The sequence below is a fragment of the Vibrio renipiscarius genome, from assembly GCF_000827885.1.
In the GTDB taxonomy this organism is placed as follows: Bacteria; Pseudomonadota; Gammaproteobacteria; order Enterobacterales; family Vibrionaceae; genus Vibrio; species Vibrio renipiscarius.
The window spans coordinates 22,092-34,380 of sequence record NZ_JTKH01000006.1 but is presented as its reverse complement, the minus strand read 5'-3'; the positions used below and the strand labels follow the sequence as shown (position 1 = coordinate 34,380).

At 44.2% G+C, this 12,289-nt stretch carries 13 protein-coding genes; 1 reads left to right on the top strand and 12 read right to left on the bottom strand.

Going from position 1 to position 12,289, the window contains the following annotated elements; all coding sequences use genetic code 11:
• Positions 1-112: 112 nt before the first annotated feature.
• The 3 genes from OJ16_RS03365 to dinB all read right to left on the bottom strand — a co-directional run bounded on the left by OJ16_RS03365 (position 113) and on the right by dinB (position 2,586).
• Positions 113-874: a YggN family protein gene (locus OJ16_RS03365; RefSeq protein ID WP_040987453.1), complete on the bottom strand. Its 762-nt coding sequence runs from the start codon at positions 872-874 to the stop codon at positions 113-115.
• Between the two features lie 61 nt (positions 875-935).
• Positions 936-1,415, bottom strand: coding sequence for a GreA/GreB family elongation factor (locus OJ16_RS03360; protein WP_040987451.1), 480 nt, complete (start codon positions 1,413-1,415; stop codon positions 936-938).
• Positions 1,416-1,518: 103 nt separating this feature from the next.
• Positions 1,519-2,586, bottom strand: coding sequence for a DNA polymerase IV (dinB, locus tag OJ16_RS03355; RefSeq protein WP_040987449.1), 1,068 nt, complete (start codon positions 2,584-2,586; stop codon positions 1,519-1,521).
• Between the two features lie 156 nt (positions 2,587-2,742).
• Here dinB and OJ16_RS03350 point away from each other — a divergent pair, with 156 nt between their 5' ends.
• Positions 2,743-3,957, top strand: coding sequence for a GGDEF domain-containing response regulator (locus tag OJ16_RS03350; protein ID WP_040987447.1), 1,215 nt, complete (start codon positions 2,743-2,745; stop codon positions 3,955-3,957).
• 78 nt (positions 3,958-4,035) lie between these two features.
• Here OJ16_RS03350 and nqrM read toward each other — a convergent pair whose 3' ends face one another.
• From nqrM to OJ16_RS03305, 9 genes are all read right to left on the bottom strand, one after another.
• Positions 4,036-4,269: a (Na+)-NQR maturation NqrM gene (gene nqrM, locus OJ16_RS03345; RefSeq protein WP_040987445.1), complete on the bottom strand. Its 234-nt coding sequence runs from the start codon at positions 4,267-4,269 to the stop codon at positions 4,036-4,038.
• A 22-nt stretch (positions 4,270-4,291) separates the two neighbouring features.
• Positions 4,292-5,296: an FAD:protein FMN transferase gene (locus OJ16_RS03340; protein ID WP_040987443.1), complete on the bottom strand. Its 1,005-nt coding sequence runs from the start codon at positions 5,294-5,296 to the stop codon at positions 4,292-4,294.
• Positions 5,297-5,597: 301 nt separating this feature from the next.
• On the bottom strand, positions 5,598-6,824 hold the full coding sequence (nqrF, locus tag OJ16_RS03335; protein ID WP_040987441.1) for an NADH:ubiquinone reductase (Na(+)-transporting) subunit F: 1,227 nt from the start codon (positions 6,822-6,824) through the stop codon (positions 5,598-5,600).
• Positions 6,825-6,853: 29 nt separating this feature from the next.
• Positions 6,854-7,450, bottom strand: a complete 597-nt coding sequence (nqrE, locus tag OJ16_RS03330; protein WP_040988772.1) for an NADH:ubiquinone reductase (Na(+)-transporting) subunit E — start codon at positions 7,448-7,450, stop codon at positions 6,854-6,856.
• 7 nt (positions 7,451-7,457) lie between these two features.
• A complete protein-coding gene (locus OJ16_RS03325) occupies positions 7,458-8,090 on the bottom strand; it encodes an NADH:ubiquinone reductase (Na(+)-transporting) subunit D (RefSeq protein ID WP_040987439.1) in 633 nt (210 codons plus the stop codon).
• Positions 8,090-8,875 carry a Na(+)-translocating NADH-quinone reductase subunit C gene (locus tag OJ16_RS03320; protein WP_040987436.1) on the bottom strand — a complete coding sequence of 262 codons (786 nt, stop codon included), beginning with the start codon at positions 8,873-8,875 and terminating at the stop codon, positions 8,090-8,092. Before OJ16_RS03320 ends, OJ16_RS03325 begins: the two co-directional genes overlap by 1 nt.
• A complete protein-coding gene (locus tag OJ16_RS03315) occupies positions 8,865-10,106 on the bottom strand; it encodes an NADH:ubiquinone reductase (Na(+)-transporting) subunit B (RefSeq protein WP_040987434.1) in 1,242 nt (413 codons plus the stop codon). The genes OJ16_RS03320 and OJ16_RS03315 overlap by 11 nt, the downstream gene beginning before the upstream one ends.
• A gap of 3 nt (positions 10,107-10,109) precedes the next feature.
• Entirely contained in the window at positions 10,110-11,450 is a 1,341-nt protein-coding gene (locus OJ16_RS03310; RefSeq protein WP_040988769.1) for a Na(+)-translocating NADH-quinone reductase subunit A, read from the bottom strand.
• Between the two features lie 445 nt (positions 11,451-11,895).
• The gene (locus tag OJ16_RS03305) at positions 11,896-12,207 is read right to left on the bottom strand and encodes a BolA family protein (protein WP_040987432.1); all 312 of its coding nucleotides are present in this window, start codon (positions 12,205-12,207) and stop codon (positions 11,896-11,898) included.
• Positions 12,208-12,289: the final 82 nt, after the last annotated feature.

Sequence of the window (12,289 nt, the reverse complement as noted above, 5' to 3'; positions counted from 1 at the left end):
AGATAATTATTTCGATATAACCCTCAATTATCCGATGATCTCACTGTACTGTTTTTTATACGGTGAATAAAAAAGGGAGCCAAATAGGCTCCCTTCAAAAATCAGAATCACATTAAATACTAAAGACTTGATAATCTTTTAACTGTGGAATTTTCTTCAACACGTCTTGCTCTTGCTCTGCCATTTGGTCAAGAGACTCACAGAACTCCTGTGCTTTTACCTCTGATTCTTTAGCATGTTCTGCCATGCGCTTTTCTACCTTCGCTTTCAGTGCATACATGCTTTCTGATAGTTCAGTTAAATTTAAGCCACCATCCTGTTGCATCTTCTCCGACAGAACAACCATTGCGTCAGACAAAAACTCGCTGGTAAAAATCTCTCTTGCTTTCGCAAAATCTTCCGCCCAAGACAGGCTCATTTCATCAAAACTTTGCGCGGGTAAAATTAAGTCGCCATCTTTGTAGTAGCGAGCTTCAACATCAGCGTAGAAATCTTTAACGGCAATTTTGACATCATCAAATGCACCTGGTGCTTCAAGACTGGTCGCCACATCATCGATCAAATCGTTCGCCAAAGCGATACCGTCATCGGCCAACTTCTTCGCTTGAGGTAAGTAATTATTCATTTGCTGACGATATTTCTCTATAGCCGCCTGCTGAATAGCATCCAGTTCAACTTTCTCACCATGAATAAAGAGATTGTTATCGCCATCGACGACAACTTTGTCCCCACCAGAATGAGCGATTTCTAGCGTATCACCATCGAGTGTGACCTGGTTTTTAATATCAATACGACATTGCGCAGCTTGGCTGCTGACACTAAAGCCAGCAACGCTAAGAAATATAAGTGAAAGGCGAATGATGTTTCTTTTCATGGTGTCACTCAATCGTTATCTGAATCTATTATGACTATAACATTAATGCACAAAAGGCATGTTAACTTACTGTCACGACTTGGTAGACCTTAGAATGATCACCAATCTTGACGATCACTTCATCGCCTTCTTGCTTACCCTTCAAGGCTTTTCCTAACGGTGAGAGCACCGTTAATAAATACACTTGCTGCTGCTGGGATAAGACTTCTAGGCCACCAGAACATGGGGCAATAAAAAAGTGTTTACTGACTTCAAACTCATCTTCCACTTCAACATACGCACCAACCGCAATCGCACAGTCAGTAAAGCAACGTAATGTCAGATTTCTCATCACACTTAACTCATGTTCACACTCTTGAACACGCATCGCTTGACCATGAGCAAGATAAGCGGCCTCCAATGCTAAGGTGTCGTATTTATGTTCCGATACCGTTTGGTCATCTGTCGCTGCATCAATAGCCGTTTGCGTTGAGGAGTGAGCAATAACTAACTTTTGTTGTAATGCCGCGATGATATCAATGACGAGTTGCTGTTTATGCATGAGGATTTTAATCGAAAATAGACCAGAATAAGAAAGACTGACAGAGTAACACACTCCCCCTATAACCCAGAACCAAGAGTAAGATAAAACCCTTTTATCACCGCTAAAAAAAACTCAACTGTTGGCTATGCTCTTCGGGTTTAAGCATCACGCTGAGCCCCAATAAACGGATTTCACGACCATTTTGTCGCTTCAAAACCTCACTTAACAAATGCCTAAAATCATTCAGCTCGAGTTGAGGGTGTATATGTTCAATGGTTGTCTGTTGAAAATCGGCAAACTTGACTTTGATGCCCTGCTTCATAATCGACTTGTCCGGGCTGACCTTGGTTAAACGCATCTCAAGTTCTGGGTAAAGTTTATCTTCAATGACCTGCCAACACTCTTCAAAAGAGATGATATTCTGGCTAAAAGTGCGTTCAACCCCAACGGATTTTCGTTCACGCTCGGTCACGACTTCACGTTCATCAATCCCATGGCTTCGCTTCCATAAAGACTCCCCTTGTCGACCAAAGCGGCGCAACAACTCAAGATAATCCGTCGCTTTTATGTCTTCACATAAATAGAATCCAGCTTGATGCAATTTCTCTAAACTGACTTTGCCCACACCAGGAATTTTCTCCAGCGGCAACTTGTCGATCACCTCTTGCACCCGCTCTGGTGGAATCACACATTGCCCATTGGGTTTATTGATATCAGAAGCCACTTTGGCGAGAAACTTTATCGGAGCAACGCCCGCAGAGGCCGTAAGGTTCAATTCGTTCTCGATATCCTGACGAATTGCTTGTGCAATTAACGTCGCCGAACCTCGACATAAACTGGCGTCTGTCACATCCAAGTACGCTTCATCTAATGAGAGTGGTTCAATTAGTGGCGTGTAACGCTCGAAAATAGCTCGAATCTGGCGTGATACCTGTTTGTATACTTCCATACGACCTCGAACCACTAATAGGTCAGGACAAAGCTGCAAGGCCCTTGCCGTTGGCATTGCGCTGCGCACACCAAACTTACGCGCTTCATAATTGCACGTACTGATCACCCCACGTTGTTTTTCACTGCCTCCAACAGCCAGAGGCCGCCCTCGGTACTGTGGGTGATCGCGCATTTCGACAGCCGCAAAAAAACAATCCATATCCACATGAATTATTTTTCTTACTCGATCCGATCTCATACACGCCACATCACACTGTTCAAAAAAACAGTATAATTAATAAATGACAAGATGAAAAATCAATTTGTGTCACACCATTTGGCCTCTATTTCTATGGAGCGAGATTCAATAACACTTTATGATGACTATTAACAAATTAGATAGTATGGATACTGTGTGACCAACCAAGTCTTAGTCGTTGAAGACAGCCTAACCTTTCGCAATTACCTCGGACAATTGCTCACTCAAGCGGGATATCACGTTTTTACCGCTCAAAATATCGCTGAAGCGCAAAGCATATTGAACACGGAACCTCACTTACTCTGCGCCGTTATCGACTACTGCCTACCGGATGGACAAGACGGTGAAGTGATCGAGTTAGCACTTACTTACCAACATAAGGTGATTGTACTCACCGCACTCTTCAACCCTGAATTACGTCAGCGCATGCTCGCTAAAGGCGTTGTGGACTATTTATTAAAAGACAATACCGCCTCGGTATCCTATATCCTGCCGCTCATTCAGCGACTAGAAAAGAATAAGCGTCATAAGTGCTTAGTTGTTGATGATTCCGTCACGGTTCGTCACCACATATCTCAGTTGCTAGGGCATCAGTACATAGCAACCGTTCAAGCGGAAAATGGCCAAGAAGCGCTCGCCGCCTTGCAGGTAGACCCCGATATTACGTTTGTAATAAGCGATCACGACATGCCAGAGAAAGATGGCATATCGATGATTCGTGAAATACGGCAACACAGTAATGACACCATGATGCCCATCTTGGGACTCTCGGGGAGCGATGACCCCACGCTGACGGCGCAATTTCTTAAAGCCGGGGCCAATGATTTTCTGAACAAGCCTTTTAATCCTGAAGAGTTTTACTGTCGAGTTCATCAGATCCTCAATATGCAAGAAGCCACCAATGCACTCTATCGCATGGCCAACCAAGATTCGTTAACCGGCCTTTGGAATCGGCGCTATCTCTTCAATCAAGCATTAAGCGACTGTGAAGGACGCTGTATCGCGATGCTAGACATCGATTTCTTTAAGTCAGTGAACGACACTTATGGTCACGATGGCGGGGATGCGGTACTAGTTCGTGTCGCAAAAATACTGCAACTCTATTTTCCGGATGACCTTGTCGCACGATTTGGAGGAGAGGAGTTTTGTATCCAAGCGTGCGGTTCACTCAATGATTTCTCGACTCGCTTGGAACATTTTCGTCAACGTATTGAGAAAACAGCGATCCCTTATCAAAATTCAACCATTCACATCACGATGAGTATTGGGGTTGCCGCGAGCGACGATAGCTTAGAGAAACAAATCAAACTGGCTGATGATCGCCTCTATCTCGCCAAAGAGCATGGCCGTAATCGATTGGTTTGCCGCTAGCGCTACACTCAACAAATGTCCTGCGATAAAAAAACCGGCTCAAAAGCCGGTTTTTATTTTCATTAATCAGCGCTGCGATTAAGCAATGCGATCTTTTTCCCATGCCGCGAGCTTTTCAGCGCGCTCTGCTGCACGAGCTTCACGCTTCTTGCGTGCATCACAAGGTTCTGGGCAGTTGCAGACTTTATCAATCCCAACGGTTCCCAGACCACCACAGCTTCCTTTCACGACTTTCTTTTGGAAAATGTAGCCAACTGCCATTGCCGCAATCACTGCCATGAAAACGCCAAAAGTAATTAGAAATGTACTCATAATCACATACTCACTTAAATCATTATTTTTTCAAGAATGGCTTATACGCTTCAGAAGCCAACTCTTTAAAACCGTCATCTGTTTTCACTATCATGAAAGCAGCAATATTATTTTCGTTCGCGATTTGCATTCCTCGCTCTTCGCCTAACACCATCAACCCCGTCGCAAGGCCATCTGCGGTCATTGATGAAGCATCAAGAACGGTCACTGAAACCACTTTATGGTGAATTGGGTAGCCCGTTTTTGGGTCGATAATATGAGAGTATCGCACACCATCACTTTCAAAGTAATTACGGTAGTCACCGCTTGTTGCAATTGCCATGTCACCCGGCTCAATAATCTCTTGAATTGAGCGCTCATCCACACTTGGTTTTTCAATCGCAATACGCCAACCAACGCCTTCACGGTTCACACCTTTCAAACGCATTTCACCGCCAACCTCAACCATATAATTTTGAATGCCTTGAGATTGTAAGTAATTAGCCACTACATCAACCCCCCAACCTTTCGCAATGGTAGACAGATCAACATACAGGTTTGGGATATCTTTCGACAGCGCATTGCCTTCAAGAGACAAATGTTGAATGCCCGTATACGCTTTGCGCGCGGCCAACTCTTCTTCGGTTGGTACAACATCAGGACGCGCTTCAGGACCAAAGCCCCATAGATTCACTAATGGGCCCACAGTAACATCTAGTGCGCCAAGAGTAAGACCGTTCAAACGCATCGCTTCTTTCACTACCGTCGCCGTTTGTGGCGAAACGGTAAAAGGTTCACTGGTTTGATGCTGGTTAAAACGACTCAGCTCCGAATCTTTACGGTAAGTCGACATTTGATCGTTTACTTCTTCCAGCAAGCGATCAATCTCAGCTTGGAGCACATCTGCCGTTGCGAGGCCTTCTTGCTCAATATATTTAATATTATAAGTGGTTCCCATCGTTGGACCACTTAAATGAACTTGTTCGACCGATTTTTCACAACCCGCCAACACCAATAAAGAAGCAAAAACAACCAGCCATTTTTTCACTCGTTCACTCCTAACATACGTGAGAAAACATAGGGTAGCTGTTGATATTCATCAGCTATCTTATATTCACTAGTTCAAAAAAAAGAATGGCTAGCTCAAGAGCCAGCCATGTATCAATTTGTCGTGAAACTAAATTCATGTCATTGGCGCGATAATGCCCCAATGGCCAAGATTCAGAATTTCAAAGGATTTGTTGTTGTGGCTAGGCAGGAGTGCCGACTTATCGCTATGAGCATAGTTAACTATGTGATTAGCGGAAGTTGACACTACTAACAACGCCACGGCGTCAAATCAGAAGAAATTAGCCACCGAAGTCATCTAGAAGGATGTTTTCATCTTCTACACCTAGATCTTTCAGCATGCCGATAACAGCCGCGTTCATCATAGGTGGACCACACATGTAGTATTCACAATCTTCTGGCGCTTCATGATCACGTAGGTAGTTCTCGTAAAGAACGTTGTGAATGAAGCCTGTGTAACCATCCCAGTTATCTTCTGGCATCGGGTCAGACAGAGCACAGTGCCATACGAAGTTCTCGTTCGCTGCCGCTAGGCCATCGAAGTCTTCCACGTAGAACATTTCACGCTTAGAACGTGCACCATACCAGTAAGACATCTTACGCTTAGATTTAAGACGTAGAAGTTGGTCAAAGATATGAGAACGCATTGGCGCCATACCTGCACCACCACCGATGAAGACCATTTCATTGTCAGTATCTTTAGCGAAGAACTCACCAAATGGACCTGAAATAGTACACTTATCACCTTCTTTTAGTGACCAAATGTAAGACGACATCACACCTGGTGCTACGTCTGGATTATTTGGCGGCGGCGTTGCGATACGTACGTTAAGCTTGATGATGCCTTTCTCTTCTGGGTATGAAGCCATTGAGTAAGCACGAATCGAATGCTCTTTAACGATAGATTCGTAACGGAACAAGTTAAACTTATCCCAGTCACCACGGTATTCCTCAGGAATATCGTAATCTGCGTATTTCACATGGTGTGGTTCAGCTTCAATCTGAATGTAACCACCTGCACGGAATGGAACTTCTTCGCCATCAGGGATAGCCAGTGCCAATTCTTTGATGAAAGTCGCTTCGTTGTTATTCGAGATAACAGTACATTCCCACTTCTTAACACCAAAGATTTCTTCTGGAAGTTCGATTTCCATGTCTGTTTTCACAGCCACTTGGCAAGCTAGACGCTCACCTTCACGAGCTTCACCTTTTGAAATGTGATCGCGCTCTGTTGGCAGAATATCACCACCACCAGATTTCACTTTCACACGACATTGGCCACAAGAACCACCACCACCACACGCTGACGATACAAAGATGCCTTTGCTTGCCATTGCGCTAAGTAGTTTGTCACCAGGAGAAGTAATGAAGCTCTTCTCTGGATCGCCATTCACTGAAATAGTAACGTCACCTGTAGGTACTAGCTTAGATTTAGCGAATAAAATCACTAAAACCAAAGCAAGTAAAATAATGGTAAACATCGCTACACCAAGAATAATGCTTTGCATTTGTTATTCCTTATTTATGGGTGCTTACCCTACAGTTGAACACCAGAGAAAGACATAAAGCCTAACGCCATCAAACCAACAGTGATAAAGGTAATACCTAGACCACGTAAACCTGGAGGCACATCTGAGTACTTCATCTTCTCACGGATACCAGCAAGAGCAACAATCGCCAACATCCAACCTACACCAGAACCGAAGCCATACACGATAGATTCAACAAAGTTGTAGTCACGTTGCACCATGAAAGATACACCACCGAAGATTGCACAGTTCACTGTGATCAACGGTAGGAAGATACCCAGTGCGTTGTACAAAGGCGGGAAGAAGCGATCTAGGATCATTTCTAGAATCTGTACAAGTGCTGCGATAACACCGATGAAGGTAATGAAGTTAAGGAAGCTTAAGTCCACACCTGCAACCAGCGCATTCTCTTTCAATACGTAGGTATAGACTAGGTTGTTAACCGGTACTGCGATGGTTAGAACCACCACAACCGCAACACCTAGACCAAACGAAGTCTTAACTTTCTTAGATACCGCAAGAAACGTACACATACCTAGGAAGAAAGACAAAGCCATGTTTTCGATAAAAATCGATTTAACTAATAGGCTAATGTAATGTTCAATCATGCCTTTACTCCTTCGCTTCGACTTGTGCTGGTTTCAGAATACGGATAGCCCAAATCATAAAGCCGATCAGGAAGAACGCTGATGGAGCAAGTAGCATCAAACCGTTTGGTTGGTACCAACCGCCGTTGCTAACAAGTGGAAGAACTTCCATACCAAACAACTTACCTGAACCAAGTAGCTCGCGGAAAAACGCTACGGTGATCAGAACGAAACCGTAACCAAGACCGTTACCAATACCATCGATAAATGATGGCAGTGGCGCAGACTTCATTGCGAATGCTTCAGCACGACCCATTACGATACAGTTCGTAATGATCAAACCAACGAATACAGATAGCTGCTTAGAGATATCGTATAGGTAAGCTTTTAGTACTTGGTCTACCACAATTACTAGAGATGCGATGATCGCCATTTGAACGATGATACGCACGCTGTTAGGAATGTGGTTACGAATCACTGAAACAAAGAAGTTAGACAATGCAGTAACAAAAATTACAGCAAGTGTCATAACAAAAGCAGTTTCTAGCTTCGTGGTTACTGCTAGTGCAGAACACACACCAAGAACCTGTAGCGCAATTGGGTTGTTATCCAATACCGGCGCTAAAATGCTCTTTTTAATTTCTTTTGCGCTCGCCATTAGTTCAGACCTCCATCACGAACTTTAGCAAGGAAAGGACCGAAGCCATCTTTACCTAGCCAGAAGTCAAATGTACCTTGAACGCCGTTCGCAGTTAGTGTTGCGCCTGAAAGACCATCAACACCGTGCTCAGAACCTGCAGGAGCGCCACCTTTAACAATCTTGATTGCTGGCTGGTGGTTTTCATCAAACATTTTCTTGCCTACGAACTGTGCGCGCCAGCTTGGGTTTTCAATCTCACCACCAAGTCCAGGAGTTTCACCTTGCTCGTAGTAAGTAATACCCGCGATGGTGTTGCCGTCAGTTTCAACGGCAACAAACGCGTACATCATTGACCAAAGGCCAGTGCCGTGAACAGGGATGATAACTTTAGAAATGTCATCACCGCTTTTCACTAGGTAAACAATACCCGTGTCAGCGCGACGTAAGATCTTCGCTTTATCATCTTGAGCATCAAGTCGGATTGACTCAGATGGATCTTTTGACGCTTTACGTTGATCGTAAGTTGCAGCCGTTTGACCATCTTTTGCTTTCTCAACAAAATCGCCCGTTTCAAAATCAACAAGACGAGGTTCAATGTTCTGTGCAAATAATGCAGGAACATTTTGACCTTCAGTCTCAACACCAGCAACTTCCAAGATTTTTGTCTGCTTATCAAGAACCGCATTTTCTTGCTGTTTTGAACGCAGACCTACCGCCGCTGTTGATACGATGATTGAACACACTAGGCTCAACCCGACAACAACAGTCAGCGTTTTTTTAATGCTGTCGTTATTACTTGCCATAGCGTGCTAGTCTCCGTTTAATGTTCTTCTCAATAACCAAATGGTCAAACAGAGGTGCAAATAGGTTCGCGAATAGAATCGCCAGCATCATACCTTCTGGGTAAGCTGGGTTAGCTACACGAATCATTACACACATTGCACCGATTAAGATGCCGTACCACCACTTACCACCGTTGGTAAATGAAGCTGATACAGGGTCTGTTGCCATGAAGAACATACCAAACGCAAAACCACCTAGAACTAGGTGCCAGTGAGCAGGCATACCAAACATTGGGTTTGTATCAGAGCCGATGATGTTAAATAGTGTTGCCACTACCGTCATACCAATCATCGTACCTGCGATGATGCGCCAAGACGCAATTCGCATGTAAACGATCATTGCAGCACCAATCATAAGCGCTAGCGTAGATACTTCACCGATTGAACCCGGGATATTACCGATGAACGCGTCCATCCAAGTAATAGGATCGCCCGTAACCGTATTGATTAGAGCGCCTGAGCCACCGTGAGCCCATTGACTCAAAGCAGTTGCACCTGAGAAGCCGTCAGCCGCAGTCCAAACTGCATCACCAGAAATTTGCGCTGGGTATGCGAAGAACAAGAATGCACGGCCTGCCAATGCAGGGTTCAAGAAGTTACGGCCTGTGCCACCAAAGATTTCTTTCGCAACCACAACACCAAAGGTAATACCTAGGGCCGCTTGCCAAAGAGGCAGCGTTGGTGGAACGATAAGTGCAAACAAGATTGAAGTAACAAAGAAACCTTCGTTTACTTCGTGCTTACGCACCATACAGAAAAGCACTTCCCAGAAACCACCGACCAGGAATACGGTCGCGTAGATTGGTAAGAAGTAGGTCGCACCCAATAGCATCTTACTGCCGACGCCAGCATCAGAGCTTAGCGTTCCGCCAACCATTTCGGTTAGCCAGTAGTGCCAGTTGCCTGCGATGATGTTCACAAGCTCTTGGCCAGCATATTGGTAGTTAAGCGCTGCGATAGCTTGGCCACCCGCGTTGTACATACCCCAGAACATTGCTGGGAATACCGCGAACCAAACCATGATCATGATACGTTTTAAATCAACGCTATCACGAACGTGTGAGCTACGTTTTGTTACTGTGCCTGGGGTATAGAACAGAGTTGCAGTTGCTTCATATAGCGCAAACCACTTCTCATGTTTACCACCGGGCTCAAAATGATGCTCGATATCCTCAAGGAATTTTTTAAGCATGGGTTACCCTTCCTTTACAATGGTATCTAGGCATTCACGAAGCAGTTCACCGTATTCGTATTTGCCTGGACATACAAAGGTACACAATGCTAAATCTTCTTCATCCAGCTCAAGTGCACCCAACGCTTGCGCGCTATCAGTATCACCTGCACACAGATCACGAAGCAGCAATGTCGGTTCCATATCAAGTGGCATTACACGCTCGTAATTGCCAATTGGAACCATTGCACGGTCACTACCGTTCGTTGTCGTTGTCATATTAAACAACTGACCTTTGAAGACATGACCAAGGAATGATTTGGTTACTGAGAATTTGTTCTTACCTGGGACAGCCCAGCCGAACAGTTCTTTCTCACGACCTTCACGCAATACAGACACTTGCTGATGGTAACGACCAAGGTAAGCTAGAGGACCCGCAGCTTGTGTACCGTTAAGTACTGAACCAGAGATCAAGCGAACTTCGCCAGGCATTAGCTCGTTATCTGTCAATTCATCAAGATTTGCACCCATCACTGTGCGAACAAGACGAGGTTTGTTGACTACTGGACCTGCCAGAGACACAACGCGACCTGTGTAAAGTTCACCCGTTAGGAACAACTTGCCGAAAGCAATAACGTCTTGGTAGTTGATGCTCCACGCCACATTATCTGCATTTACCGGATATAGGTAATGCATGTGAGTACCTGCAAGACCTGCAGGGTGAGGGCCATCAAAAACGTGCTCTTCCACATTTGACTGTGGAGAACGAGGCAGGCTAGAGCCAGATTTACAAACGTAAACCTTGCCATTCGTTAGGGCTGAAAGAATATCTAGACCAGCAACAAATGCTTCTTGTTGTTCATTAATGATCAACTCAGGCTGAGCCGCTAATGGATTCGTATCCATTGCAGTTACAAAGATAGCCTTCGTAGAAGATTCGATTGCTGGAACCTTGCTAAACGGACGAGTACGTAAAGCTGTCCAAAGACCAGATTCAACCAGTTGAGTTTGGATCGTTGCACGATCTAACCCTTTAAGTTGAGCTGCTTCAAACTTATCGAAAGTCACCTGCTCTTCACCTGCCACTTCAATCACTACAGATTGAAGGACACGTTTAGCGCCACGGTTAACTTCGATCACTTTACCGCTTGCTGGTGAAGTAAACTTCACGCCAGGGTTCTTCTTGTCTTCAAAAAGAACTTGCGCTTTTTTCACTTCATCGCCTACGCGAACATGCATGGTAGGGCGCATGCCCACGTACTCTTCGCCAAGCAAGGCGACTGTTTTGATGGTTTTACCATCACTAATCACCTGGGCAGGAGTTCCCGCGATAGGAAGATCCAGACCCTTCTTTATTGTAATCATACGCACTTGCACTACTTTTATCGGGAAAAAGATTCTTGAGATTGCGTAACTTTTAGACACGACATCAGTGTCCGGTTTTGACGCATAGTCTGCAGTCAAAATCGCAACATCCTATTAATAAACTCGTCACATGCTAGATGTGAGATTTATCAGGTGCGATAGTCTATCATTATTTCCAAAGCCGATGCCATGACCAATCAGCGGTATAAGGCGAATAAATGTGAGGAATTGAGTTTAAAAGGCTAAAGAATAATCATAATTTTGAGCCATCGCACATCGAACTCATCCTATGAATACAAATATTATTATTGACAATTAACATAATGATATTTTTATCGTTATTTTTCTGTATTCTGTCATTTGTTTCGATGTTGTTAATAATTATACGCAGTATTAATGAACAAAAAGCAGTCCATGCTGCTTTTTTTCTTACTTTTTTCTTACCTTAAGTAAGGTTTGAACCACCCATGCACAATGGACTATCAGGCGCAGTTTGCAACTCACTCCATTCTGCCGGCGTATAGGTATGAATCGCTAATGCATGAATATGATTCGCCAATTCATCCGCTAAGATTTGATTAATAATACGATGACGTGCAATCAAACGGAGCCCGTCAAACTGATCGCTCACCACTATCACCTTAAAGTGGCTTTCTGAACCTGGTGCCACGTTATGCATATAACTTTCATTAATAACATCAAGGTGTTGTGGTGCCAATTGTTGATGAACTTTTGTATTTATCACTTCTTGTAACATAGCGTTTCACCACTTCCTATTAACAGTATGATTAATTATTATTAATGCATCATAGTCCGACGAACGGTAAATCAAAAGGTTT